The 23,729-nt window shown below is 55.3% G+C and carries 29 protein-coding genes and 2 pseudogenes; 7 read left to right on the plus strand and 24 right to left on the minus strand.

What is annotated here, in order from left to right; translation table 11 throughout:
* Positions 1-34: 34 nt before the first annotated feature.
* The gene (locus ACQ86N_RS37625) at positions 35-1,276 is read left to right on the plus strand and encodes an amidohydrolase family protein (protein WP_431211510.1); all 1,242 of its coding nucleotides are present in this window, start codon (positions 35-37) and stop codon (positions 1,274-1,276) included.
* Here ACQ86N_RS37625 and ACQ86N_RS37630 read toward each other — a convergent pair.
* From ACQ86N_RS37630 to ACQ86N_RS37640, 3 genes are all read right to left on the minus strand, one after another.
* On the minus strand, positions 1,273-2,487 hold the full coding sequence (locus ACQ86N_RS37630) for an outer membrane beta-barrel family protein (RefSeq protein ID WP_431217753.1): 1,215 nt from the start codon (positions 2,485-2,487) through the stop codon (positions 1,273-1,275). The two genes, ACQ86N_RS37625 and ACQ86N_RS37630, sit on opposite strands and share 4 nt — an antisense overlap.
* Positions 2,471-3,676 carry a carboxypeptidase regulatory-like domain-containing protein gene (locus tag ACQ86N_RS37635; RefSeq protein WP_431211511.1) on the minus strand — a complete coding sequence of 402 codons (1,206 nt, stop codon included), beginning with the start codon at positions 3,674-3,676 and terminating at the stop codon, positions 2,471-2,473. The genes ACQ86N_RS37630 and ACQ86N_RS37635 overlap by 17 nt, the downstream gene beginning before the upstream one ends.
* A 185-nt stretch (positions 3,677-3,861) precedes the next feature.
* Positions 3,862-4,290 carry a nuclear transport factor 2 family protein gene (locus ACQ86N_RS37640; protein ID WP_431211512.1) on the minus strand — a complete coding sequence of 143 codons (429 nt, stop codon included), beginning with the start codon at positions 4,288-4,290 and terminating at the stop codon, positions 3,862-3,864.
* Positions 4,291-4,341: 51 nt separating this feature from the next.
* Between ACQ86N_RS37640 and ACQ86N_RS37645 the strand changes: the two genes are divergently transcribed.
* The 5 genes from ACQ86N_RS37645 to ACQ86N_RS37665 all read left to right on the plus strand — a co-directional run bounded on the left by ACQ86N_RS37645 (position 4,342) and on the right by ACQ86N_RS37665 (position 6,679).
* A complete protein-coding gene (locus ACQ86N_RS37645; RefSeq protein ID WP_431218035.1) occupies positions 4,342-4,518 on the plus strand; it encodes a hypothetical protein in 177 nt (58 codons plus the stop codon).
* Positions 4,473-5,054: an aminotransferase class IV gene (locus tag ACQ86N_RS37650; protein WP_431217754.1), complete on the plus strand. Its 582-nt coding sequence runs from the start codon at positions 4,473-4,475 to the stop codon at positions 5,052-5,054. Before ACQ86N_RS37645 ends, ACQ86N_RS37650 begins: the two co-directional genes overlap by 46 nt.
* Positions 5,055-5,259: 205 nt before the next feature.
* The gene (locus tag ACQ86N_RS37655) at positions 5,260-5,394 is read left to right on the plus strand and encodes a hypothetical protein (protein ID WP_431211513.1); all 135 of its coding nucleotides are present in this window, start codon (positions 5,260-5,262) and stop codon (positions 5,392-5,394) included.
* Positions 5,358-6,290, plus strand: coding sequence for an SLAC1 anion channel family protein (locus ACQ86N_RS37660; protein WP_431211514.1), 933 nt, complete (start codon positions 5,358-5,360; stop codon positions 6,288-6,290). The genes ACQ86N_RS37655 and ACQ86N_RS37660 overlap by 37 nt, the downstream gene beginning before the upstream one ends.
* On the plus strand, positions 6,287-6,679 hold the full coding sequence (locus ACQ86N_RS37665) for a DUF302 domain-containing protein (RefSeq protein ID WP_431211515.1): 393 nt from the start codon (positions 6,287-6,289) through the stop codon (positions 6,677-6,679). The genes ACQ86N_RS37660 and ACQ86N_RS37665 overlap by 4 nt, the downstream gene beginning before the upstream one ends.
* Positions 6,680-6,694: 15 nt before the next feature.
* On the opposite strand, the gene ACQ86N_RS37670 is transcribed toward ACQ86N_RS37665, so the two are convergent.
* The 19 genes and pseudogenes from ACQ86N_RS37670 to ACQ86N_RS37760 all read right to left on the minus strand — a co-directional run bounded on the left by ACQ86N_RS37670 (position 6,695) and on the right by ACQ86N_RS37760 (position 21,135).
* Entirely contained in the window at positions 6,695-7,447 is a 753-nt protein-coding gene (locus tag ACQ86N_RS37670; RefSeq protein ID WP_431211516.1) for a carbohydrate-binding protein, read from the minus strand.
* Positions 7,408-7,683: a cellulase family glycosylhydrolase gene (locus ACQ86N_RS37675; protein WP_431217755.1), complete on the minus strand. Its 276-nt coding sequence runs from the start codon at positions 7,681-7,683 to the stop codon at positions 7,408-7,410. The genes ACQ86N_RS37670 and ACQ86N_RS37675 overlap by 40 nt, the downstream gene beginning before the upstream one ends.
* On the minus strand, positions 7,590-7,982 hold the full coding sequence (locus tag ACQ86N_RS37680) for a hypothetical protein (RefSeq protein ID WP_431211517.1): 393 nt from the start codon (positions 7,980-7,982) through the stop codon (positions 7,590-7,592). The genes ACQ86N_RS37675 and ACQ86N_RS37680 overlap by 94 nt, the downstream gene beginning before the upstream one ends.
* On the minus strand, positions 7,966-8,457 hold the full coding sequence (locus ACQ86N_RS37685; RefSeq protein ID WP_431211518.1) for a hypothetical protein: 492 nt from the start codon (positions 8,455-8,457) through the stop codon (positions 7,966-7,968). Before ACQ86N_RS37685 ends, ACQ86N_RS37680 begins: the two co-directional genes overlap by 17 nt.
* Before the next feature lie 28 nt (positions 8,458-8,485).
* On the minus strand, positions 8,486-9,397 hold the full coding sequence (locus ACQ86N_RS37690; protein ID WP_431211519.1) for a triple tyrosine motif-containing protein: 912 nt from the start codon (positions 9,395-9,397) through the stop codon (positions 8,486-8,488).
* Between the two features lie 49 nt (positions 9,398-9,446).
* On the minus strand, positions 9,447-9,725 hold the full coding sequence (locus ACQ86N_RS37695; protein WP_431211520.1) for a hypothetical protein: 279 nt from the start codon (positions 9,723-9,725) through the stop codon (positions 9,447-9,449).
* Positions 9,646-11,415, minus strand: coding sequence for a two-component regulator propeller domain-containing protein (locus ACQ86N_RS37700; RefSeq protein WP_431211521.1), 1,770 nt, complete (start codon positions 11,413-11,415; stop codon positions 9,646-9,648). Before ACQ86N_RS37700 ends, ACQ86N_RS37695 begins: the two co-directional genes overlap by 80 nt.
* 86 nt (positions 11,416-11,501) lie before the next feature.
* Positions 11,502-12,227, minus strand: coding sequence for a multiheme c-type cytochrome (locus tag ACQ86N_RS37705; protein WP_431211522.1), 726 nt, complete (start codon positions 12,225-12,227; stop codon positions 11,502-11,504).
* Positions 12,228-12,417: 190 nt separating this feature from the next.
* Entirely contained in the window at positions 12,418-12,672 is a 255-nt protein-coding gene (locus tag ACQ86N_RS37710; RefSeq protein WP_431211523.1) for a hypothetical protein, read from the minus strand.
* Positions 12,673-12,678: 6 nt separating this feature from the next.
* The gene (locus ACQ86N_RS37715; protein ID WP_431211524.1) at positions 12,679-13,176 is read right to left on the minus strand and encodes a RagB/SusD family nutrient uptake outer membrane protein; all 498 of its coding nucleotides are present in this window, start codon (positions 13,174-13,176) and stop codon (positions 12,679-12,681) included.
* Positions 13,161-13,553: a hypothetical protein gene (locus tag ACQ86N_RS37720; protein ID WP_431211525.1), complete on the minus strand. Its 393-nt coding sequence runs from the start codon at positions 13,551-13,553 to the stop codon at positions 13,161-13,163. Before ACQ86N_RS37720 ends, ACQ86N_RS37715 begins: the two co-directional genes overlap by 16 nt.
* A gap of 1 nt (position 13,554) precedes the next feature.
* Positions 13,555-14,220 (minus strand): RagB/SusD family nutrient uptake outer membrane protein, encoded by a 666-nt coding sequence (locus ACQ86N_RS37725; RefSeq protein WP_431211526.1) that lies wholly within the window; start codon positions 14,218-14,220, stop codon positions 13,555-13,557.
* A 30-nt stretch (positions 14,221-14,250) separates the two neighbouring features.
* On the minus strand, positions 14,251-16,035 hold the full coding sequence (locus ACQ86N_RS37730) for a SusC/RagA family TonB-linked outer membrane protein (RefSeq protein WP_431217756.1): 1,785 nt from the start codon (positions 16,033-16,035) through the stop codon (positions 14,251-14,253).
* The gene (locus ACQ86N_RS37735; protein WP_431211527.1) at positions 15,965-16,810 is read right to left on the minus strand and encodes a hypothetical protein; all 846 of its coding nucleotides are present in this window, start codon (positions 16,808-16,810) and stop codon (positions 15,965-15,967) included. Before ACQ86N_RS37735 ends, ACQ86N_RS37730 begins: the two co-directional genes overlap by 71 nt.
* Entirely contained in the window at positions 16,798-17,436 is a 639-nt protein-coding gene (locus ACQ86N_RS37740) for a carboxypeptidase-like regulatory domain-containing protein (RefSeq protein WP_431211528.1), read from the minus strand. The genes ACQ86N_RS37735 and ACQ86N_RS37740 overlap by 13 nt, the downstream gene beginning before the upstream one ends.
* Before the next feature lie 368 nt (positions 17,437-17,804).
* Positions 17,805-19,331, minus strand: coding sequence for a DUF5686 family protein (locus tag ACQ86N_RS37745; protein WP_431217757.1), 1,527 nt, complete (start codon positions 19,329-19,331; stop codon positions 17,805-17,807).
* A pseudogene (locus ACQ86N_RS37750) lies at positions 19,277-19,966 on the minus strand (DUF5686 family protein); the annotation flags it as partial. The gene ACQ86N_RS37745 and the pseudogene ACQ86N_RS37750, both read right to left, overlap by 55 nt.
* Positions 19,885-20,580 (minus strand): carboxypeptidase-like regulatory domain-containing protein, encoded by a 696-nt coding sequence (locus ACQ86N_RS37755; protein WP_431211529.1) that lies wholly within the window; start codon positions 20,578-20,580, stop codon positions 19,885-19,887. The gene ACQ86N_RS37755 and the pseudogene ACQ86N_RS37750, both read right to left, overlap by 82 nt.
* Positions 20,541-21,135 (minus strand): annotated as a pseudogene (locus tag ACQ86N_RS37760) (ORF6N domain-containing protein). Before ACQ86N_RS37760 ends, ACQ86N_RS37755 begins: the two are co-directional and overlap by 40 nt.
* On the opposite strand from ACQ86N_RS37760, the gene ACQ86N_RS37765 reads away from it, so the two are divergent.
* Complete coding sequence (locus ACQ86N_RS37765; protein WP_431218036.1) at positions 21,116-21,283, plus strand: hypothetical protein; 168 nt, start codon at positions 21,116-21,118, stop codon at positions 21,281-21,283. The pseudogene ACQ86N_RS37760 and the gene ACQ86N_RS37765 overlap by 20 nt on opposite strands.
* A gap of 2 nt (positions 21,284-21,285) precedes the next feature.
* Here ACQ86N_RS37765 and ACQ86N_RS37770 read toward each other — a convergent pair whose 3' ends face one another.
* The gene (locus ACQ86N_RS37770) at positions 21,286-22,641 is read right to left on the minus strand and encodes an ABC transporter permease (RefSeq protein ID WP_431211530.1); all 1,356 of its coding nucleotides are present in this window, start codon (positions 22,639-22,641) and stop codon (positions 21,286-21,288) included.
* A gap of 16 nt (positions 22,642-22,657) precedes the next feature.
* Entirely contained in the window at positions 22,658-23,662 is a 1,005-nt protein-coding gene (locus ACQ86N_RS37775; RefSeq protein ID WP_431211531.1) for an ABC transporter permease, read from the minus strand.
* Positions 23,663-23,729: the final 67 nt, after the last annotated feature.

The raw sequence follows: 23,729 nt of genomic DNA on the forward strand, positions 1-23,729 counted from the left end.
GACTCGCCATTGTTTTTTTGAGTATCTTGATTGTATGAGTATTATGTTCCGTTTTTCGATGTTTCTGTTGCTGGCGAGGGTTGGCGTGGTGGCTCAGGAGCCCGCTTTTCGGCAGCCATTGCGCAGTTATGCTCTCACCGGTGTTACGCTGATTGGTGGTGGTGGCGACGCCCCGGCGGCAAACCAGACCGTGGTTGTTGCCGATGGAATGATCGCGGATGTATTTCCAGATGGTTCTAAGGTCCTGCCTGACTCGGTTGTCCTGATCCGTCTGCGCGGCAAATTCCTGTTGCCGGGCCTGATCGATACGCATGTCCATATGGCGACCGATCCATCGGGGACGGACAACCGCACTGCCACTCTTGGGGTCCTTGAGCGCATGCTGCGGTCCGGGGTCACTTCGGTGCGGGACATGGCGGGCGATGCCCGTGTGCTGGCGGGTCTGTCGAGGGATGCGCGGGTTGGGGACATCCTGTCGCCGGATATTTATTTCTCGGCGCTGATGGCGGGGCCTTCCTTCTTTAAAGACCCCCGTACGATGGCTTCGTCGAAAGGGGGAGTTGCCGGGGGGATGCCCTATATGAAGGCGGTGGCCGACAGTACCGATCTTCGTCAGGCCGTTGCGGAAGCGAAAGGAACGGGAGCGACGGGAATAAAGCTTTATGCCAATCTTGGGCCGGAACTCGTGGCGCGTATCGTCGCCGAAGCCAGGCGGCAGGGGCTGCTGGTCTGGGGCCATGCCTGGCTGGATCCGGCAAGGCCTTCCGATCTTGTCCGGGCAGGGGTAGGTTCGATCTCCCATACCCCGCTGCTCGTGCATGAGTCGAGGGACAGTATGCCGGACCTTTCGGCCTTATTCAGTCTGATGAAGAAGAACAATGTGCTGCTCGACGCCACCATGTCTGCTTACCGGCAGTGGGCGCAGCAGGATTCGTCGAAAATCTATTATTATTCGATCACAAAACTATATACTGCGGCGGCGCACAAGGCGGGAGTAAAGATCTGTGCGGGGACGGATGATGACCAGACGAATTTCGTTCAGAGCGAAATGGAACTGCTGGTCCACGACGCGGGATTCAGTCCGAAGGACGCGATGATCGCGGCGACGAAATATGCGGCCGAAGCGCTCGGCATCGGCGGGGTCTGCGGAACGATCGAAAAAGGAAAAAAGGCGGACATGCTGGTGGTGGACCGCAATCCGCTGGACCGCATCGAAAATATCCGCTCGGTGGTCCTGGTCACAAAGGGCGGGAAGATATACTGGAAAGAAGACTAATTGGTATCAAAGCCATTCTTTTTCGCCGCTTTCAACAATTTCCTGCGCCCCTTGTCGACGGTGTGGTTCCAGTCATAGCTGAGGGTCAGCCGGTAGTTGCGGGTCTGCGTCGTGCCATACGACTGCAGATTGAAATTTGTCCCGTGTACCTGCGAGGTATTGCTCTGCTGGACAAAAGGGTCCGAGACGTTCAGCGTGACGATGAATTTCTTCTGGAAGAACTTGCGCTGGATACCGAAATTCATATTCATTGTGGCGGTGGACACACCCTGCGGATTCCCGTTGCGGTTGTACAGGCAGGAGAGGCTGAGGTTCCACAGTTTGGCAGGGATATAGTTGACGTTGAAATTGCTGTAGAAGGACCCGTTGTCCTGGTATTTGTTCACGGTCTTGTCGTAGGCGCCGTACTGGCTATAGATATAATTCAACCCCAGATTGAACTTCAGCGCACGGGAGAAGGTATAGCCCGACCAGGAACCTACAGAATACTCGGTACGGTTGGAAATGTTCTCGTAGGTAGTCATGGTTGTTCCATTCTGCTGAAGGGTGGTGATCTGGCTGAAGATATTCTGCACCTTGTTGAGTCCGATGCTGGAGTTGAAATAGTAATTATTCGTCCCCTTGCCCACGTTCAGGTTGAACTCGTGGGAAAGACTCGGTAGCAACTGGGGGTTGCCATATTTCAGGTTATAGGGATCGGAGTAGTCGATACTGGGGTTCATCTGGTCAAGACCCGGCCGGTGGATGGTCCTCCGGTAGACGAGCGTAACCCCCCACTGGTTGTCCCAGGTCTTGTTGATATTGGCGAAGGGCAGCCAGTTCCAGTAGGTATTGCTGGTGGTCTTGTCCGTATTGTACAGGTCGAATTTTACGAGGGTCTTGTTGACCGAGGTACCGCCGGTGAAAACGAGTCCGTGCGCGATGATCTGGCGGACGGATGCGCGCAGATTGCTTCTGGTCTGGAGGAAATTGAGGTCGCTGCTCAGCGGGTTATTTTCGACAAAATCACCGGAGGACTTGTCGAGGAAGCTGGTGGTCACCTTTACGTCGTTGCCGCTGTAGTTGTAGTAGCCTCCCAGGGACACGATCGTATGGGCCTTCGCGTCGAGTGGTTTGTCGTAGTTGGCGCGGATCTCGTAGCCTCTGATCCGGCTTTCGCTGCGCTGGTGCTGGGTGGAGTCCAGGCCGCTGGGGCTATGGTCGGGGTTCAGGTATTGCTGAAAAAAGCAAGGTCGTTGCGGTTATTGCTGTAGTTGTACGAGCCGGTGACTTCGGGGACCTCTTCCGGGCGGAGGCCTCGGTGGCGGAAGGTGAGATTGCCGTTCGGATTAAGATTGTAGCCGTTGCTTCCGGTCGTCCGCTGGCTGAGGCCGTATGCCTCGCCGTGCTGGCTGACGGAGCCGTAGTCGGTAACGGAGTGGTTGTCGAAATTGTTCTGGTTGATCTGCCAGACGGTATTGAGCGAATTGAATTTGTCCAGGTCGTAGTCGACGCTGAGCCTCCCGCTGGGGCGGGTGTTCGTATTCCTGTAGTGGTTGGCCGTATTGAGGAAGTTGGAGGAGTCGGCGAAAATATTCTGGCGTTCGGAGTGGCCGCTGCCGGTCCATTTGTTATAGCCTTCTCCGGCGCTGAAGTTGAGTGCCAGGTGGTGGTCGCGGTAGCTAAGGTTGGTATTTCCGCCGTACTCGCCGCGGGTACCGCTGTAGAGGTTGACCCTGCCGCCGATGCCGATGCGCCCCTTGCGCGTGACGATATTGATGACGCTTCCCTGTTCATTCGCGTATTCTGGAGGGGGTTGGGCATGACCTCTATCTTTTCGATCATATTACCGGGCAGCGCGTCGAGGAAGTCCTGGAGCTGCTGCGCGTTAAGATTGACGGGCTTGCCGTCGATGAGTACGATGGGGGTTTTGCCTTCGACGATGAGGTTGCCGTTGGCGTCGGTTGCCACCAGCGGTACGTTACGGAGGAGCTCATTTGCGCTGGCCCCGGCGCTCAGCGGAGATTCGGCGGCGTTGAAGGTGAGGTTGCCGCCTTTGCTTTGTACGAGCGGCTTCTCGGCGTATACGACGACGGCGTCCATATCGGAGCTTTTCGGCGAGAGTTTGAGGTCGCTCATGTTAAAATCCGAGCGTTCCTGGCGAACGTTGATGCTGTCGAGTGAAAGGGTGTTGAAACCGACGGCGGAGATCTGCAGCCGGTAGACGCCGAAGGCCAGGTCGTTGAAGGTAAAGCTGCCGTCGTTGGAGCTGGCTATTTCGCGTCCTTTCGACGCGTCGGTGAGACCGATGAGAGCGACTGTGGCGCCGGGAACGGGCTTGCCTGTTTCTTTCTCCAGGATATTTCCCGCGACTATTCCGGTGCCGGATTTTTGCGCCGATGTAGAAAGAGCTGAAAACAAAAAATAAAGGGGTAATGAGGATGACGCCGCGAGTCCTGTTCATGGGGCGCAAAATACCAAAAGACGGGTTTTTCGGTCGAATTAATGTGCGGGTGGTCGCATGACGCGATCAGTGGAGAATTGGGGTTGGCTAAAACTTTAGGAGGCAGTGGCCACGGCCGGTAGTTTTCATCGCGGCCAGGCGGCTACTCCGGATGGGTCGTCATGCGGCGGATCTTCCAGCCTTCTTTTTCGCCCCAGAGCCACTCAGCCTCGTAGCTGCCCCTGACGTGGGCGGTATCTTTGCCATTGACGAGCGCGGTCTGCGTATAGGCGCCTGTTTGAAACGCGGTATCGGCGGTGATGGTGATATTTTTTGTGGTAGAGCTGACCTCGAGGACCCGTACATTTTTGAAGGTCTGCAGGAATCGGCGGATCGAGTCTCTGCCGTGTGCGATGTTGCCCAGCGAACCGTCGGCCGTATAGATCCATGCGATGGAGTCGGCGTCGGTCTTTCGGATGAGGCTGTCGTAGTGTGACATGGCGGCCTCTACGGCGGCGGGGGAATGGGTCGCCGGCTGGCGGCAGGCTGAAGCCAAAGCGAGTACCAGCAGGAATGACAGGCAAGGTTTCATCGACTAAAAATAACCGAAAAACAGATAACTTAGGTCGACCAAATATCAACTATGCCTACAGTATTTGTCGGAGACGGATTTGTTGCCGCGGAGAGGGCGGCCCTGCAGGTCAGCGACCTCGCCATACAGAGGGGTTATGGCATCTTCGACTTTTTAAAACGCTGGGTGGCAAGCCCATTTTTCTGGAAGACCATCTCGACCGATTTGTTCATTCCGCCGGACAGATGAGGCTCGATATCGGCAAGACGCGTGACGAGCTCCGCATCATTATACAAGAGCTGCAGAGATCCAACGGAATCCCCGACTCCGGGATCCGTATCACGCTGACGGGCGGGTATTCCCCCGACGGCTACAGCCTCGCGAGGCCCAACCTCATCATCACGCAGCAGCCGCTGCAGGTGACGGTGAAGGAGGATTTGCCCCGCAGCATGCGCCTGATCACCTGGCCTCACCAGCGACAGATGGCGGACGTAAAGACTATCGACTATCTGATGGCTATCTGGCTGCAGCCGCAGATTCGGGACAGCGGCGCCGACGACGTCCTGTACTATAGGGAAGGGTTCATCAGCGAGTGTCCCCGCTCCAACTTCTTTATCGTTACGCCGAATGATACCATCGTGACGCCGTACCGCCATATCCTCAAAGGGATCACCCGGCTCAAGGTGCTGGAGATCGCCGCCAGCCGATACCCTGGTCGAGCAGCGGGACCTGCATATGGACGAGCTAAAGACCGCGAAGGAGGCGTTTATTACGAGTACGACTAAACAGGTGGTGCCGGTGGTGCAGGTGGGGACCAGCAAATTATTGGCGGCGGGGTATCGGGGGAGATCAGTCGATGGTTGAACAGGGGAGGTCTACCGGCTCGCGAGGTGGGTTTCAGGGTAGTAAACTTTACAAAAAATGCCATTCTTTCTCCAATAAATGCCATGTCCGCGGGATGGGCATTATAGTATCTTACGCAAAAATTCCATGACTGAGACAAAGACCCAGCCATCCTTTCTCGAGTTCCTGCCGGCGAGTATTTTCGGGGCCGTCATGGGACTGACGGGTCTGTCCTTCTGCTGGGGATGGGCCGAACGCACGTGGGTTTTGGCGGATGGGTGAAGGATGGCCTCGGCGGAATTGCGATCCTTTTATTCCTCCTGCTGGGGGGCGCCTATCTGATGAAATGGCGGAAATATCCCGGGCTCGTGCGCTCGGAATTCAATCATCCGGTGTCGGTCAGCTTTTTTGCGACGATCATCATCTCGCTGTTGCTGCTGCCCGGCATCCTCTTTCCCTATAGCAGCACGCTGGCGACGGTGATCTGGGCCGTCGGGACGGTGCTGATGGCCGCGTTCTCCTGGTTCGTATTCCGCAGATGGCTGGGGCGCCAGCAGGACCCCGCCAATGCGCTGCCGGCGTGGGTGCTACCCATCGTCGGGACGCTGGACATACCCGTCGTGGGCGCCCGGCTTTCCTTCCCCGGCGTGAGGGAGATCAACCTGCTGTTCTTTGGCATCGGACTGCTGTTTGGCATCATTCTGATGACGATCATCATCTACCGGCTGCTCTTCTTCCCTCCCCTGCCGGAGGCTATCCAGCCATCTCTCATGATCCTCGTAGGCCCCTTTGCGCTGGCGACATCCGCCTATGACTCGTTTACGGGAGCGCACGATATCGTGCTCTCGGTGTTTTTCTATTTCGACCTGGCCGTCGTGGTGCTGCTCGGGAGCAAGATCGCGCTGCTGCCGGTATGCTGTCCATTTCGCGTAACGTGGTGGGCGGTCAGCTTCCCGCTGGTGGCGTTCACGATCGCTGCTTTCCGGTATTCGGCGCGCGTGCCGGAGAAGCTGTTTCAGCTGGTTCCGGGGTCGCTGCTCGTGCTTTCCACCGGGGTCATTCTCTTTTTACTGGTACAAAGCCTGTACAAACTATTCACGCATCAATTGTTCCTGCCCAATCCGGCTGCGGAAAAAGCGACCCGCCTGCTGGAGCCGGCGACAAAACCATTACCATGAGCAATCCGATCAAAGGAGTTACCATCCATCCCAGCCCCTGGTCTGTAAAAGAGACGGTGGACAAGCTGGAGGCGTTCCTGAAACAGCAGGGTGTGACCGTTTACGCGCGCATCGACCAGCAGAGCGAGCTGAAAAAGGCAGGTCTGGAGTTGTGGGCGCTCGAGTACCTTCTTTTCGGGAACCCGAAAGCGGGAGGACCGGTGATGCAGGAGAATCCTATTGCGGCCCTCGACCTTCCGCTGAAGGTGATCGCGTGGGAGGATCAGCAGAATAAAGTCTGGATCGCCTATAATGAAATGGCCTATATCCGGGACAGATATGATCTGACGGACAAAGTCAGCGGACCGCTGAACCTGGACGGGCTGATCGCAAAAGTACTCAACCACTGACTGTGGCGGCGGGCCTTATTCCGTCGAAAAGGACAGCTCGTCCAGGTCGAAGCCGCCTTTGGTGGCGACCAGGCGCAGACGGTGGGTGCCTTTTGGAAGGTCGATACCTTTCAGGTTGATGGCCTGCCAGCTGGTGGTTCCGCCGGTGGCAGGAATTACGATATTTTGAGCCATGGGTTTGTCGTCGCACAGCAGGGTCAGTCTGCCGGAATCGGCGGCGGCGGCGACGGTGGCGGCGATGGTGTACCTGCCGGCCTTTTCGACGGAAACGGTATACTGAAGCCATTCGCCGTCTTCTATGCTAAAGACATCGTATCGGGACGCGTCGTGGCCTTCGATGTCGACCCCGTCGTTGCGATAGGACCAGCCCCGGTTGCCTGCGGAAGGTGTGGCAGGGGTAGCATATTGATAGCGCGCCGTATCGTTGTCCCTGTACGCGTATCCTTCGCGTCCGAGGTCGTAGTCGACGGCTCTGATGACGGCGCCGCTTTTGATCACGTGTTCTTTAAAGGGGAGTGTCCAGGTCGAGCCGACCTGTCTGAACATCGCGTCGGTCACGTCCCTGTGATAGATGTTGTTGCGGATCTGAATATTGGCGAGCAGTTCGTTCAGCGCGGCCTGCGCCTCGTGAGCCGATGGCTTCGGCCCGTTCTTCAGCCAGTAGTTGACAAGGACCTGCCAGGACGGCGAGCTCTTTATCTCCAGCGGATTGTTGACGCCCATCTTCTTCAGCTGCCACCAGCACCAGCCGATGTTGCGGGACTCCACCAGCTGGATGGCTTCGGTAAAACCAGGTATTCGGAGTTCTCGCCCGACTCACCCAGCCACAGCGGTACGTTGTACTGATCCTGCCAGTTCAGGAAATTTTGTATGGAAGCCTGGGTATTGAAGTTGCCATATTTGTGAAAGCTCAGCACGAGGTTGTCATCCCAGAGCGGAAAGATGCCGTTGTAGTTATTTCCAAATCCATTTCCTTCGATGATGATGATATGGCGCTGGTCCAGCTTCGCGGATGGCGCTGGTGATCTGCATCATCAGCTGGCGAAGCGGCTTGTTCGATCTCTCTTCGTCCCCCGGTGTCCTTCGGGTCGTCGAATCCCCAGTTGGGTTCGTTGATGATATCGTATCCGCCGATGAAGGGTTCTGTTCGCGTAGCGCTGGGCCGGCGCCGCCAGAGCGCGATGGTCTTCTGCTGATTCGGCAAGCTCTGCCACAGGGAGGGTTTCGAAGGATCGCGGTCCGAAATATTCAGGTCGTTCCCCCGTCCGCCGGGGGCGGCGTGGAGGTCAAGGATCAGGTACATATTGTTGGCCTTTGCACCAGGACAGCAGGCTGTCTGTGATCTCGAACCCCTTGTTCAGCCAGGTGTTCTGCCCGGGTGCCGGCTCTTCCTCTACGGGCAGCGTATACAGGCCGTAGTGCATCGGCAGGCGTACCGAATTGAAACCCCATGCAGCCAGAGAATCGATATCGGTCTTTGTTGTATGACCGCTCAGCCAGGAATCGTAGAACGCCGCGGTCTTTTCAGTGCCGATGAGTTCCGAGATCTTTTGCCGGATGCGGTATTGGGGTCCGATGCCGCCGAGGTGGAACATATAGCTCTCCTGCAGCATCCAGCCGCCCAGGCCCATGCCCCTGAGAATGTAGGGGTGGCCGGTGGCGTCGACGATGGATTTATCTTTGACTTTTAACCAATGGGCGGCGGTGGTTTGGGACAGTACGGGTAACGAACAAACAAGGCAGAGAACAAGGGCCGGGGAGGTTGAGATTTTATTCACGACAGAGTAATTTTATTGAACGGGTGAATTATTCGCGTTTGTGTTGCCTACCGCGCCCAAAAAGTCGGACAGCGATACTTCTGTTTGAAATGAGCAGTTTCTTTCTCAGCCGGTACCTGCTGCTCTCCACGCCGCGGATCGAAAGGTTCAGCAGGTCGGCGATGGCCTTGGTAGAAAGGTTGAGGCGGAGGTACGCACATAGTTTGAGGTCGGAAGGGGTCAGCAGTGGGAAGGACTCCTTCAGCGTCTTCAGGAAGTCGTTATTCGACTTGTCGAAGTAGAGCGAGAACCTCTCCCAGTCGTCGTTGATCTCCAGCTGCTCGTTGATGATCTTGATGATCCTCCGCATATTTCTGGTCCTTTTCTCCGGCTCGACCTCGTCCTGTACGGCCAGGATCTCGTCCTTGATCTTATTGAGCAGCTCTCTTTTCTGCAAAAGGTTCATGGTATTGGAAGCGAGTACGGCGTTGTTGTGCTCGACCTCGCTCTGGAGCCTGACGTTCCTCAGGCGAATGATCTCCTTCTCACTCTTTTCTATCTCCAGCTGGTGCTGGTATTGAAGCCGGCGCTGTTCTTCTTCGTATCTGTCCCGCTGTTTCTTCAGCCGCTCGGTATGCTGGAGCAGGTATTTGCGCTGCTGCCGCTTATAGAAATAGTAGAGCAGCGCGACGAACACGAGGACGTACACGGCCCATGCCAGGATGCTGTTATACCAGGGAGGGGAAATGGTGAATTCGAACAGGCTGAGGGGTGATTTCTGGCCGTTGTTGCCTCTGGCGACCACTTCGAATGTGTATTTTCCCGCCGGCAGATTGGTATAGGAACGCTCGGTCTTCTTTGACCAGGCGGACCACTGAGGGTCGGATCCCTTTAGCCTGCTGCTGTATTCCACAGTTCCGTTGAAATAGGGGAAGAGAACTCGAAATGGACGGAGTTCCACCGGTGACTGATCCGGTGTTGGATGACAAATACGTCGCCACCTGAATCCTTTACCAGCGGCAGGTAGCCGCCGAACAGGACGCTGTCCTTTTGTTAAACGCAGTGACGGAACGCAGCAGTGCGCGCAGACGGTGGCTGGCTGTGCGGTATTTTTCATAGTTGATATGGTAAAATCCGGTTTCGCTGGCAATAAGAACGTTGCGTCTGTTGATGGGATAGATGAATTCCTCGTCGTTGCCCAGAATGCGGTTATTGAGTTCGGAAAAATAGATGCGAACGGGGTGATCGGGATCCGAAATGTCGATGACGCCGGGCCTTTTGTCTTCCACAAACCAGATATTCCCCTCCGTATCCTCGCGCAGGTAGGAGATGTTGGCGTGTCCGAAAAGCTTTTTCAGACGAATGGATTCCCTGAAGTCTCCGGTCGGGGGGTCGTATTCGTAAAAACCTTTTCTCGAGACCGAGGACGATCTTGTCGTGGATCTTAAAAAGATAGTTGTGCCCCGATGACAGGATATGGTGGATGTCGTCATAGGGTTTGTGGACGGGGCCGCCGGTGTCGTTGAAGCTGATCTTATAGAGGCCCTGATAGGGATGGGCTACCCAAATGTCGCTACCCTCGACGACGGTATATTTCGCGGCTTCGAAAGAGGTATGGGATTTATGGTTCTGGAATCTCCCGTTGACGTAGTTATAGACGTTGATGCCGTTGTAGGTACCCGCGATGACGCGCGGGCATGGCTGCTGCGCGGTCAGCGGCTGAAAGAACCAGAAGCCGGTGGAGGTATCGAGCGGAACGCAGTTGTTATTCCCGACGAGATATGCGCCGTCGTGGCGGCCGACGAGCAGCTCGTCGTTGACGACGGAAAGTCCCCAGACGAGACCGTTGCCGTTGTTCACCGGGGTGAATCCGCCGCGGAGGCCCAGCAGGTTGTCGTCCGCGCCGATGGGTATGCTGTAGAGGCCGATCCCGGTACCGACAAACAGCCGGTCTTTGAACAGGGCGGCAGAATAGCCCGGTCCTTTTTTGTCGTTGTCTGGATTCAGGTGGCTGATGGCACTGTTGTAGATGACGAGGTCGATGCCGTTGTTAAGTCCCAGCCAGATGTTCTTCTCCTTGTCTGCATAGACGGTGTTGACGGTATTGGACTGAAGGCCGTCGGATTTCGTAACGTGCTGGACGATCTCGCCTTTTGAATTTATGATATAGTAGCCGTCCAGCCGCGTGGCGATGACGATGCGGTCGGTATCGATGGCAAACGCAGCGTGCACGAGCTGGGCGGTAATGGCGTTAATCGCGGGCGACTCGAGCCGGTGGACGGTCTCGCCTTCGATGGAATAGATGCCCGACTTCAGCGAGGTCATAAGGGTCCGGTGCGGACCAAATTCACAAACGGAACGGATGGATGATTTATCTTTTGAAAAATCGTATCCGGATGGCAGGGCCTGCCATCGCTGGTTCCGGAATACCATCAGTCCTTTGTCGTATTCCTGGGCGATCAGCAGGCCATTGCATGCCCCGAGGAATCCCCAGTTGATGCTAAGAAAGGCGGTGACCTTTCCGTCGTGGAAGCGGAAGATGCGTTTGTTCGACCGGAAAAAAACGTCGTCCTGAAAAGCAACGACGTTCCATACGTCGGCGAACTCCGTCTCGTCGCGCGGTATCAGCTGCTTCAGGGACTGATAGGTCAGCAGGCCGGCACTGTCGAAATAGAAATAGCCGATCTCCTGCTGTCCCCCTACATAGATGCGGTCGCCTATTACCTTAAGCGATCTCACGATACTGCCGTTGGGCAGGGAATAGGTCTTCCAGTAGGTGCCGTCAAAGACGAGCAGGCCGTCGTCGTTGGCAAAATACAGCAGTCCCCTCCGGTCCTGGTCGACCGACCGGTTCTGATTACCCGCCTCATAGGTCTTCTTGGAGAAATTTACGATCTCGGGTATCAGGATGCTGCTCTGAGCAAGGACGTGCAGGGAAGCAAATAGGGCAGATAATATGATAAACCAGCTCTTCTTCATTCAAAACAGTGAAATTACATCTATTTATATATTGCAATTTTATGTGTTCTTACAAAATAGGGAATATTTTTTCCCCTGAGCCACTACTAAACCAGATGGTTCTGGACGTTTGCAGTGGCATGTGACAGTTGATACAGCTGGTGCCAGACAGGTTGAAATCCCGCTTCTTCTGTTCGTTCTCTTTCTGGACGGCCACCGCGTGCGCGGATTGCTGAGTGGCAGTCCATGCATTTGGAGACGAAGACGGCCATGTTGCCGTTTTCGGTCTGGTGCGTGTTGTGACAAGTGTTGCAGGTCATGTCAGATTTCTGAAAACAAAGGCTCGACTGCAGCAGTTGCAGCTGTTTGCCGTGGACGTCGGGGTCGGGGGCTTCGCCGGTGAACTCGGGATAATAAAAATGAGAGAGTGTATCGCCGGGAGCAAATGCGAAAAGCGAACGCTGCGGCGACAGGTCGTTCCCAGAATGACAGGCGGCGCAGACATCCAGCTGGCGCTGGCGGGTGAGGGATCTTATCGGAACAATATATTTGGCTGTCTTTTGGTCGGGGTTCTCCGTCTGATACCTGACGTGCTGCGCGGCAGGTCCATGACAACGCTCGCAGTCGATACCAAAGACGATGGAGGACTTGTCCAGGTGCTCGGTCACGGATAAGGGGCCGGACTGGACCATCTCTTTGCTGATACAGGAAGCATGACATTCAAAACAACGGCCCGTGATCACCCTTTCATAGCGGGCACGCCGGATAGAAAAGCCAGGACTATTGGCCCAGGTCTTCTGGCTGGCATACCAGGTGAGGGGTAGTTCGAACAATTGGTCGTTCTTCCAGTAGCCGTAGGTCTGGGCTTTTCGCCGGAGCCAAAAGCGAGATCGAAGCGTTCGGAGCGGGTCTTTTGGCCGGCTCTGAAATAGGATTGGGAAAAAGTACCGGAGGCTTCTTCAACCCGGACATAGCTGGAATCGGCGAAGTAGACGCAGTCCTTTGCGGATTTGGTGAGGTCCCTCAGCCGTTGATCGGCGGCGATCGAGGAGGTTTGGAAATGACGGGTATGCGTGTAGTTATCGGAAAGGCCCGCATGGCAATGCCTGCAGGCTTCGGAGCCGGCGTATTCCGCGCCGCGCGGGTCAGTTGGTCTGCCCGACTGTAAACACTGAGAAAAAGGACCGCGAGTCCGATCAGCAATCCTGTAATAAGGTACTTCATGGCTAAGCAAAAGAAAAGATCAGAAGGCGCGGGGACCTTCTGATCTGTATTCATGATAAACTATTTTGTACCACCCCACTCCTTGCTTTGTTCGAGTTTGGTGTTGTTCAGTTCGGTCTGCGGAATCGGGAAGATCTCGTTCCTTCCGGCGACGAATCCGCGGGCTGCGAGCACGGTTGCGGCCTTGCCCCAGCGCACCAGGTCGGGGAAGCGCTGGCCTTCGCCGGCAAACTCCATCCATCTTTCGTGTTCGATGTTGGTCTGGGTCACGGCAGTCGGAGCGAGCCCAACGCGATTCCTGACGGCGTTGAGCAGTTGGTAGGCCCGGCCCGAGGAGCTAACGTCGGCGCCGGCATTCATCAGTGCTTCGGCTTCCATCAGGTAGGTGTCGGCGAGGCGGATCTCGTACTCGTCCTGCGGGAAGTTCAATTCTTTTGTTCCGCTGACAGACGCTACGTCTGCGGCATGGCCCGCGTATTTATTCAGGTAGAAACCGGTGTTGCCGTAGGCGGCCGCGGCGTTATACTTGGCGTGGTTGATCGTCACAAGGCTGTCCATATTGGCAACGGTCGCGCCATAGCGGGGTCTCCGTACATGGCGGTCGCGAAGTCTTTGGTGAACATCAGGAAGCTGTAGCCGGAGTAGTAGTCCGGGGCAACGGAGTCCTTCACGACGGAATAGCCGCGGGGTCCGGAAATGATGCAGATCAGGTTGCCTTCGCTGGCGCCCGCGTCGCTCCAGCCGCCGTTGGAGGTCGAGGTGTGAACGAATTCGACGACGGACTCGGAATTGAATTTATTCGAGGGTTTCCAAAGGTCCGAGAATTTGGGCAACAGGGAGTAGCCGTAGGACGAGGCCGCAACGCCGGGATTCGGACCGTTGACATCCTTGAGCATATCGGCGGCCTGCTGCCATTTCTTTTCGTACAGGTACATTTTACCGAGGATCGCTTTCGCCCCCCTGGGTGAGGCGACCGCCTTCTGAAGCGGCGCTTACCGTCTGGGGCAGGTTCGGAATTGCGGCCAGCAGGTCGGCTTCCGCGTAGGCATATACGTCAGCAGGCGGAGCCTGGACGACGGAGTACAGGCTATCGACCGGCAGGATGCCCTTCAGCAGGGGGACGTTCTTAAAATACCAGACGAGGTCGAAGTAGAATGCTCCGCGCATTGCCTTGAGTTCGGCGATATAGCGGGTCTTGGTGGCCGCGTCGAGGCCGCAGCCGTCGATCTGCGCAAGCAGGACGTTGGCGCGGTAGATGCCGGTGTAGCTTCTGTTCCATACATAGCTCTCGGGACCCGAGGTCGAGCTGAGGGTCCAGGTCTGCATGACCTGCAGGTCGTTGATGTCGGTTGCGCTACCGCCGCCTGCTACCTGGTCGCCGCCGGCGACGTCGTTGATAGCGAGTTTGTCGTATAAGCCGCCGGTTTGGAAGCCAAAGCGGTCATAGACGGCGACGAGCGCTGTAAAGGCCTGCGCCGGTGTCTTATAATACGTGTCGGTAGTCTGGCGTCCCTGGCTGTTGACTTCCAGCTCTTTTTTACAGGAGCCCAGCAGCTGAGTCCCAAGGGCGATCGCCGCGATATATACAAGATTCTTTTTCATATTGCGAATGATTTGAGTAGCTGATTAAGATTAAAAGCCGACGTTCACTCCGAACAGGAAGGACCTGGCAGGTACATAGGTACCTCTGTCGACGCCGAACATCGAACCAGCGCCCGCGTCAGGGCTGATGCCGATCTCGGGATCGAAGCCGTCATATTTGGTGATGGTGAATGGATTCTCGACCAGGAAATAGGCGCGCAGACGCTGGCAGCCCCATTTGGTGGTCAGGCTTTTGGGCAGCGTGTAGCCGATCTGGATGGTGCGCATCTTGAAGTAGTTGCCGCTTTCCAGATAGAGATTGGTGAACCTCGAATAACTCTGACCGGGGTCGCCGTCGATGATACGGGGCAGTTTGGAACTGGTGTTCGTCGGTGTCCACGCGTTCAGGTATTTGGTCAGGTAGTTCGCTGTTCCGATATCCAGTCTGCGCAGTCCCTGGAAGATCTGATTCCCGCCCGAACCGCTGCCGAAGGCAACGAAGTCAAAGTTCTTGTAGGCGAGGTTGATGGTCAAACCATAGCTGACGGTCGGATTCGGGTTGCCGATATAGGTACGGTCGTTGGCGTCGATGGTGTTGTCGTTCTGCAGGTTTGCGATCTTCAGGTCACCGGGTCTTGCCTTAGGCTGAAGTTTGGTCGCGCCATCCTTGCCTACATAGCCGTCTACTTCGGCCTGTGTCTGGAAGATGCCCAGGTATTTGTATCCGTAGAACTGGTTGTAGGGTCCTCCGATCTGCGTTCTTGCGATACCCCCAAGGTTCTGGAAGGTGGCGCTGTTGTCGTCCAGATAGGCTTGTCCCAGCAAGCCTTTTGTCAGCTTGTTCTGGTAGAAGGAGATATTTCCGTTGACGCCCAGGGTCAGTTCGCCGATCTTCCTCTTATAACCCAGTTCGAACTCGAGGCCCTTGTTCTGCATTTCGCCGAGGTTCTGCGCGAAGCTGCCGTAGCCCGCGTATCCCGGGAGAACGGGATTTTCAAGGATGCCGGTGGTCGTCTTCTGATAGGCGTCGAAGCTAAAGGTCAGCGCATTGAACAGGATGGCGTCGAATCCGACGTCGGTAGACTTCGTTGTTTCCCAGGCCAGGATTGGGTTGGCGGGTGCGTTGGGCGCATATCCGATGTTTACGGTACCGGTCGTTCCGAAGGAATAGTTCCTTTGTCCGCCGGCGCCTACTACGGGTATGAAGGCAAAATCGGGGGTGATAAGGTCCTGGCCGGTTACACCGTAGCTGGCGCGGATCTTCAGGTTGTTGAGTATGTTGGTCTGCGGGAAGAAGTTCTCGAGCGTCGGTACCCAGCCAATGGACACGGAGGGGAAATTACCGAATTTCTTGTTGCCGCCGAACCGGGATGAACCGTCCCTTCTGACGAGGGCTTGCAGCAGGTATTTCTCCTGGTAGTTGTACTGTAAGCGACCGAACAGGGAGTTGACGCGGTGGTCTGTGCCGTCGGTGGCGTTGCTGTTCTGTCTGTCGGCTGGCAGTGCATTGTATACGCCCGTATTGAAAGTAGCCTGGTCAAAAGTCGTAGCGGGTGTGTTGTTGTAGACTACCGTGGCTGTTCTGGCGTTGCCGTCCTTGTATTCGCCCCAGCCACCGAGCAGGGTCACATTGTGACCGCCGAGCGAGCGGTTGTAGGAGATGGTATTCTCGACGTTCCAGTTGATCAGCCAGGCGTCGTTGCGGGTAACATTCGACTGGTTGATCGAGGTAGACGTATTGTAGTAGGCTACGGGAGTAAAGGACTCATAGCCGTACCAGGGCCATCTTCGTACCGAAGCTGGAGTGGATGACCAGCCCTTTGATCGGGGAGATATCTACGTAGGCGTTGCCGACGAGGTTGTTGTCCCAGTTGTAGTTGCCCAGGTGATTCTGGATGTACTGCAGGGGGTTCTTCATTTCCTGACCTACATAGGGGGAGATGCCGTAGTACTGACCGGAACCGGTCTTTGTAGCTGCCGACCATTGGGCGGGGTTTACCGGGATGAAGGCGGCATATTTGACGGTGTCGTTTACGATACCGGGAGTGATGGGGTCGAGGTTGATCGCCGAGCTGACGACGCCGCCAAATTCGCGGTTCGTTTCTCCGACGCCGCTGCTTTTGCCGTGTTCAAAACCCAGATTCTCACCGAAGCTGATAAATTTCGCCGGTTTGAAGTTGGTGTTGATGCGGTAGTTCATCCGCTGGTACTTCGAGATGTCGGAAGCAACGACACCTGTCAGGTTGGTGTAGCCGAAGGAAGTAAAGAAGGTGGACTTGTCGCTGCCGCCGCTGATGGAAATTTCGTGATTGGTCTTGGGGGCGCTGTAGTTGAAGATGGCTTTCTGCCAGTCGGTACCGGCTCCGTAAGAAGAAGGATTGGGGAAGGCCGAGGGCTTGCCTGCGGCGGATAAAGCGGAATCCCTCAGCAGGGCGTACTGTGAAGCGTTGGCAAGGTTGAGCTTTTTCATCGGCTCCTGTGTACCATACCAGCCGTTGTAGTTGATCCGGAGTTGGCCGGGCCTGCCTTTCTTGGTGGTGATGAGGATTACGCCGGCGGCGGCGCGGGTACCGTAGATGGCTGCCGAGGCACCGTCTTTCAGGACCTCCATCGATTCGATATCGTCCTGGTTGAGGTAGCCGATACCGCCTGCGTCGACGATGACTCCGTCGATAACCCAAAGCGGGTCGTTCTTGCCGACGGTTCCAAAGTGGTAAAGCCGCGGAGACGAACGGTCGCGGCCGCGCCCGGCTGGCCGGACTGGGAGGCGATGGTCAGGCCGGAGGTACGGCCCTGCAGGGATTGCTCGACGCGTACAACAGGCTGTTCTTCGAGGTCGGCTGCCCGCACGCTGGAGATGGAACCGGTAACGACGCTCTTTTTCTGCGTTCCGTAGCCGACGACGACGACCTCATCCAGTTTGGAAACAGTGGACTGTTCGAGCTGGACGGATACCGAGCCGGATGCCGGGATCGAAATTTCCTGACTGGTCATGCCAATATAGGAGACGACGAGCGCCCTGGCGTTGGCCGGGATGCTGAGGGTAAAGTTCCCGGAGTTATCCGTGGTCGTCGCTATTTTGGTTCCCTTGACGGAGACGGTAGCTCCGCCGAGAGATTGACCATTTGCTTTTGATGAAACCGTACCGGTGAGGGTACGATTTTGGGCCGTAGCCGTAAAGAAGAGGATCTGAAAGAACAATAGTGCACGTAGATGCAGCAGTAATTTTGCTTTCATACAACAAGCAGTTGGTTGAAGAATTATGAATCAGTTAACAACCGCTAAAATAGACGTGGTGCTAAAGTTTTTCCAATAAAGGGGGTACGGCAATGCTACGTCAAGCAAAAAATATGCGATATTAGAGTATAGTATTATTTTTATATTGTTGATTATTAATAAATACCATTCGAACAAATTTTTAGGTGACGTAGCGCGAGTTGGGTTTGCTAAAATTTCGCAGCCAATTGAAAGCGATTGCAAGGATTTGTCCGGATCAGGGAAGGCTGGCGTGGATGGAGAATTAAAAATTACAATATTAATAATATTGAGCTTGCCACTGAAGGACATTTAATATGGATTAATAAAAATTCGAATTAGCAAATTTTCTAATAATCGAATTTCAGCTGGAAACGGAGGCCATATTTGGGTGCCATCGGATGGTTGAGATAGGAGAATCGTTCGATGGCGTCGACGCGGAGGAACTTGAAGATATTGCCGATGGCGAAGCCCGCTTCGATGTAGGGTTGGTTACCCAGAGCAAAGGTGCTTGTCTGGCCGTCGAGCAGCGGGAATTTGACGAGCTGGAGGTCTTTCGCCGGGTCGTTCTCGGCGCGGAGTCCGCCGTACAGGACTTTTGCGGTGAGCATCTCTCTTAACCTGAGCCGTTTCAGGAAGGGTACCTTATTAAATATGAAGCCGTTGAAATGGTGCTCGAGGTCCACCCCCGCGTAGTGGTCGCTAACGAATTCCAGAAAATTCATCAGGTTGTAGGAGTTGGCCTGGTAAATATATCCCTGGTTGGCGGGGACGATCCCCAGCAGGGGAAAAGGCAGCCGCCCGCTGATGTAGGTGCCGGTCAGGTTGATATCGGTGTACCCGAAGGTGGATAGGTAACAACGTTTGAACAGGCTGAGGTTGATGTTCTGGTAGGAATATTCGCCGCCGAAGAGTCCTTTGATACCCGCGATGTATTGCAGTGAGATAATGGGATATTCATTGGGATAGGGAACACGATATACTCTCCCCTGATAGAATTTTTCGTGGGGCGCCCAGCGGATCTGCGCCGACAGCTGGGAGGTAGCTATATTACCGACGGTGTCCAGCCCCGAGCTTTTGACCTGTATATATTGTATACTTCCGGCCGGCTGCTGGGCCCAGTATTTAAACCCGAAGCCATAGGAGAGATGGTTCTGTAATTCATGGACGTAGTCGAGGCGGAAGATATCGTTGTATAGCCATTTATCGTTGCTGCCGCGGTTGAAGGACAGGAGGAAGCTGTTGTCCTGTACGAACTGGAGCTCCTGGCCGGGGATCTTTACGTCGTGCATAAAGGCCGCCTTTAAATAATGGAGCGGATAGCCGTAGTCGGACAGTTTATTAAAGGAGTAGGCTACGCCGGCGTCGTATTTCCAGCGGCGGTCTTTAAATCCATAGGCGCCGTATCCGTCGAGCCAGATCCTTTTGCTGAAACCTGGTGTGGTTCGCCCGCCGAGGCGGAGACGAAGTCCCTCGATCGGATTGAAGCTGTAAAAAGTATTGGCGGGGCCGATCTCGAATGCGGGGCCGGCGCTCTTGTAGCCTGCGACGAACAGATTGATAAGATCTTTGGTGCGGATGAACGAACGGAGGTGTCTCAGGCTGTCGATATTTCCGTAGACGCGGGATTCGCCGGGGGTAAGGGACTCGTGGCGGCGGGAGGTCCAGAAGGAGTCCGGTCTTTCAACCGCGGCAGTTTTTGGGGAATCGCTGACGTCGTCTTTAAATATGCTTTCGGGGATGGGCTGGTCGGTGACGAGTTTGCTGTAGGAAACGGTCTTTCGGCCGTGGATGCCTTTTTCTTCGCCGAAAAGGAAAAATCGGCGGATGCGTCGGATTTTTGGCGGTAGTAGTGTCCGTCGGCGGTCTTTACGAATTCCTGTGCGATGTGGACGTTGCGGATGAAATTCAGGTTGGCTTTTTTGCTGATGGTCAGCGCTAATTTGGTTACGGCGTATTTGCCGTCGAGTGTGATATAGAACATCCCCCTGAACAGGAGGTCGTCGGGGTTGCGGGGAATAAAATTCAGGCGGACGAGCTTTTCGCCGTTTTCCACGACTGTATCCCCAAGAAAGAACTCGTAGAAGGTCGGGGCGGCGCTGGAGATGGGGCTCAGGAACTGGTTGGTGAACAGCATGACATTATTGTCATAGATGTCGACGTCGGCCAGCAGCGTATTTACGTAGTCGCTCATGCCTTTTGCGTCGATGAGGTCGCCGAAATCGACTTTTTTGTCGCCGATAACGATCTGTTTGCTGCGGGCGGGCTTTTTTTGCAGGTAGTTATTCGACAGTTTTTCTTCGAGGTATACCGGGTATAACAGGGAGGTATCTTCGCCCGCGAGGGTGTCGGGGTGGTCGAAGAGGAAACCATAGGGCTTGAGGAGCCGTTTGTTCATTTTCTTTTTGTCGATATCGCGGAGGCTGATCCCTATTTTGTCGTATTCTTCGTAGGACACGTTGTCGAAGGATTCGGGCCGGTTGTTCTCTTTTTCGGCGATGACCTTTCTGATGAGTTCGACCGCCGGGTTGTCTTTGTTACGGTATTTCCCGCGTTTATTGGTGATGGTGACTGCGTCGAGGGGTTTTGCGTCGGGGGTGAGTGATATGTTTGTTGTATTGGAGGGGAGGATGATCCGGGAAATGCCGCGGAGGTGATGGTTTTTGGGGCGTAGCCGATCATGGAGATTACGATAGTGGGGTTGCCCTGGCTGACGGGGAGACGAAATCTTCCGAGTGAATCTGTTCGGACGCCTTTGTTGTCCGGCTTGCTGGTGATGCTGGCGTTTCGCAGCGGTTCGTGGGTGGTGGCGTCGGTTATGGTGCCCGACAACCAGCGGGTCTGCCCCTGTACTTGAAGTGAACAAAAGGTTATTCCCAGGACTAGGAGGATTTTCATCGGGTGCAAAATTCTACAGCATTTTCGGTCTGTCAAAGTCGTAAGGGGGAAATAACGAATTGTTGACATACCCGATAGGACGCGGGTGACGCGTTGGGTGATCAATGACGCGTTGGGGTGATCCGTTACGCGTTGGTTGAGGGACGGCTCACGTATTGGCGGTAGCTGACGGCCGTGGGTGACGGGACTTATTTGTTTTTGAAGCCTATTCGTTCGCGGTCTTCCCATTTACGTTGGGCCGCTTTTTCGTCGAGGAGGTTTTCCATCGCGTCGTAGATGTGGTTTAGTTGGGTGTCGTGTTCGCCCAGACGCGCTTTTATTTCCTGCAGCTGTGCCTTCAGGTCGCTCTGCTGGAGTACGATCCTTCGTATTTCTACGAAGGCGCGCATGATCGCGATGTTCATGTTGATGGCCCGGTCGGAGTTGAGGATGCCGCTGAGCATGGCGACGCCTTGTTCGGTGAAGGCGTAGGGCATGTATCGGGTGCCGCCTCTGCCGTCTTTTGAGGTTTCATTCTGCAACCTCAAAGATTCCCCTTTTTAAGGTTTCATTTTGCAACCTTAAACCGCCTTTTTCCATGGCTTCGACCTGGGACCTTATTTCTTCGAATTCCTCTTTGTGAGCTGGAACATGAAATCGGGGGAAAACGTTTGATATTACGCTTTACGGCGAGGTTAAGTGCTTTAGTTTCAGCCTCATAGAGGGCGGCTAGTCCCGGTCCAGCATCACCCTTTCGCCTCTGATATCGTAGATCCTGTTTTGGATGCTTCGAATGATTTCCATAGAAGAGAATTATTCGCACAATATAGAAGTTTTCCGGGTGTGGACCAGGGTTTTTGGTGGTTCCGCCAGGGGGATGGAGGTCCTGGCGGGAAGGGTAGGTTGTCACGTCGGGGGATGGTGGTCCCGCCAGGGGGATGGGCTGGGGTGATGCTACTCGGTTCGCAGGCTTTTGACGGGGGAGGCGACCGCGGCCTTTATGGCCTGATAGCAGATGGTGAGAAAGGCGATGAGGACCGCGGCCATGCCTGACTCCAGAAAGATCCACCAGGACATATCGACCCGGTAGGCAAAGTCCTGCAGCCATTTGCCCATCAGCCACCAGGACAGTGGGGCGGCAATGACAAAGGCGATGAGGACCAGGCGCAGAAAGTCCGCGGACAAAAGCCGGACGATCCCGCTGACGCTGGCGCCCATCACGCGGCGGACGCCCACCTCCTTTGTCCGCTGTACGGTACTGTAAGAAGAGAGTCCCAGCAGACCGAGACAGGATATAAAAATGGCGAGGATGGCGAAGTTGATAAACAGGTTTCCAAACTTTGTCTCGGACTTGTATTGTTCATTGAAGGCTTCGTCGAGGAAGAAATAGTCCAATGGCAAGGGCGTACCCAGCCGGTCCCATTTTTTCTTCAGTGCGGCGATGGTCTCGGGCAGGCGGTTGCCCGCAACCTTTAGAGAGAGGTAGCTGCAGTCGCCGAAGTCCAGGCAAATGCTCAGCGGAGTGATCTCCTGCTGGAGGCCGTTGAAATTGTAGTCCCTGATGACGCCGATGATCTGTCCTTTCTTGCCCCATTGTTCAAAGCGACGGCCAACCGCCGCCGCGGGAGAGGCGTAGCCAAAAAGCCTCACGGCCTTCTCGTTGAGGATCATCGCCTGCATGGTATCGGTCGAAATATCGCGCCGGAAGAAGCGGCCCGCCAGCAGCTTCATCCGGTACTGCTCCAGATAGCCGAAGTCGACATAGGTAAGATCAAGGTTCGCGATCTGCATTTCGCCGTGGTTGTTCTCGACCCCGGAATAGGCGCTCCAGGTGCCCTCGCCGGGAACGCTGCCTGAAAACGTGGCCGACTCCACCCCCGACAGTCCCGAAACTTCCTGGGCGAACACCCTCTTGTGCGGATCGTTATGGGTATCGACCACCAGAACCCGGTCTTTATCGAATCCAAGGTCCCGGCTGCGCAGATAGCCGAGCTCCGAATACACGACGGCGGTGCCGATGATCAGCGTGATAGAAATGGTGAACTGAACGATAACCAGCCCTTTCCGGAGGACAAGCCCTTTCCTGCTGGACGTGAAACGTCCTTTCAGTGAAGCGATCGGCCTGAAGGAAGAAAGTACCAGCGCGGGATAGATGCCGGCCAGCAATCCGATGACAAGCGCAATGGCCAGCAGGGTCAGCATATCCGCGGGCTTGCTGTAGATGCCGGTGCTGATGGTCTTGCCGGCCAGCTGATTGAATAACGGCATCGCCAGACCGCAAAGTCCCGTCGACAGGACAAAGGCGATCACGCAAATGATGACGGACTCACCCAGGAACTGACCCGCCGAGCTGAAAGCGCCCTGCGCCGATGACCTTCCGGATACCGACCTCCTTCGCGCGTTCCGCGGCCCTGGCGGTTGTGAGATTGACAAAATTGATGCAGGCGATGAGCAGTATGAACAAGCCGATGATCGAAAAGATATAGACATTACTTCTGTTACCGGAGACGAAGCCGCCGCGGGAAGACCAGTAGGTGTCCTTCAGTGGTTCGAGGAAGAGTACATAGTTCTGTCGCTCCGCCTTCATTTTCTCCCCGATGTGTTTTTTGATAAAGGGACGGAGCCCGGCCTGCAGTGCGTCGGGGTTCGCGCCCGGCCGGAGCAGTACATAAGAGGTCACGCCGAATCTACCCCAGCCATAGTCCAGGCTGTCCCGGAATCTTTTCCGGGTCGACATCGATACGAACAGGTCCGCTTTTATTGACGAGTTCCCAGGAAGGTCTTTCATGACGCCTGTAACTGTAGCGGTAAAGCCACTGTCGGAGAACTGGAGGGTCTTGCCCATCGGGTCGGCGTCGCCAAAATATTTCCTGGCCGTGGACTGCGACAGAACGACGCTGAAGGGCGCTTTCAGCGCTGTCTTTGCGTTGCCGTCGACCAGCGGAAAATCAAAGATGGAGAACAGGGAAGAGTCGGCAAATACGGTGGCCTGTTCCTGGAACCGGATGTCGCCCCTTCTGATGAGCGTGCCCTGCCGGTTTAGGCGGACGATGTCTTCTACGTCGGGATAGTCGGCTTTCAGATGGATGGCCATCGGCATGGACGTGCTGGAGCTGTGCTGAGTAGCCGATGTGGACTCCAGATCGGTCACCAGGCGGTAGATACGGGACGACTTTGAATGAAAGTTATCGTAACTAGTTTCAAAGCGGACGTACTGGCAGATGAGAAAGAATGCGGACATGCCGACGGCGAGGCCGGCGATATTGAGTATCGAGAAGCCCCGGTGGCGCCAGAGATTGCGGATGGCGATCTTGAAGTAGTTCTTTAGCATAAGCCCTTTTTTTGCAAAAACTAATGGATTAGGAGCACACGGTATGCCAATTGGGTATATAGCTATA

The sequence above is a fragment of the Puia sp. P3 genome (assembly GCF_050632245.1).
Lineage (GTDB): Bacteria > Bacteroidota > Bacteroidia > Chitinophagales > Chitinophagaceae > Puia.

Bases quoted from the DNA above. Each gene is read 5' to 3' on its own strand.
- ACQ86N_RS37660 (WP_431211514.1), top strand. From the start codon at position 5,358: ATGGGCCGAACGCACGTGGGTTTTGGCGGATGGGTGAAGGATGGCCTC.
- ACQ86N_RS37625 (WP_431211510.1), top strand. From the start codon at position 35: ATGAGTATTATGTTCCGTTTTTCGATGTTTCTGTTGCTGGCGAGGGTT.
- ACQ86N_RS37755 (WP_431211529.1), bottom strand. From the start codon at position 20,580: ATGGGAAGACCGCGAACGAATAGGCTTCAAAAACAAATAAGTCCCGTC.
- ACQ86N_RS37680 (WP_431211517.1), bottom strand. From the start codon at position 7,982: ATGTACCTGATCCTTGACCTCCACGCCGCCCCCGGCGGACGGGGGAAC.
- ACQ86N_RS37665 (WP_431211515.1), top strand. From the start codon at position 6,287: ATGAGCAATCCGATCAAAGGAGTTACCATCCATCCCAGCCCCTGGTCT.
- ACQ86N_RS37645 (WP_431218035.1), top strand. From the start codon at position 4,342: ATGCCTACAGTATTTGTCGGAGACGGATTTGTTGCCGCGGAGAGGGCG.
- ACQ86N_RS37715 (WP_431211524.1), bottom strand. From the start codon at position 13,176: ATGGACAGCCTTGTGACGATCAACCACGCCAAGTATAACGCCGCGGCC.
- ACQ86N_RS37700 (WP_431211521.1), bottom strand. From the start codon at position 11,415: ATGAAGAAGAGCTGGTTTATCATATTATCTGCCCTATTTGCTTCCCTG.
- ACQ86N_RS37735 (WP_431211527.1), bottom strand. From the start codon at position 16,810: ATGGAGGTCCTGAAAGACGGTGCCTCGGCAGCCATCTACGGTACCCGC.
- ACQ86N_RS37775 (WP_431211531.1), bottom strand. From the start codon at position 23,662: ATGCTAAAGAACTACTTCAAGATCGCCATCCGCAATCTCTGGCGCCAC.
- ACQ86N_RS37640 (WP_431211512.1), bottom strand. From the start codon at position 4,290: ATGAAACCTTGCCTGTCATTCCTGCTGGTACTCGCTTTGGCTTCAGCC.
- ACQ86N_RS37720 (WP_431211525.1), bottom strand. From the start codon at position 13,553: ATGTACCTGTACGAAAAGAAATGGCAGCAGGCCGCCGATATGCTCAAG.
- ACQ86N_RS37765 (WP_431218036.1), top strand. From the start codon at position 21,116: ATGCTTCGAATGATTTCCATAGAAGAGAATTATTCGCACAATATAGAA.
- ACQ86N_RS37725 (WP_431211526.1), bottom strand. From the start codon at position 14,220: ATGAAAAAGAATCTTGTATATATCGCGGCGATCGCCCTTGGGACTCAG.
- ACQ86N_RS37740 (WP_431211528.1), bottom strand. From the start codon at position 17,436: ATGAAAGCAAAATTACTGCTGCATCTACGTGCACTATTGTTCTTTCAG.
- ACQ86N_RS37655 (WP_431211513.1), top strand. From the start codon at position 5,260: ATGACTGAGACAAAGACCCAGCCATCCTTTCTCGAGTTCCTGCCGGCG.
- ACQ86N_RS37710 (WP_431211523.1), bottom strand. From the start codon at position 12,672: ATGAATACAGATCAGAAGGTCCCCGCGCCTTCTGATCTTTTCTTTTGC.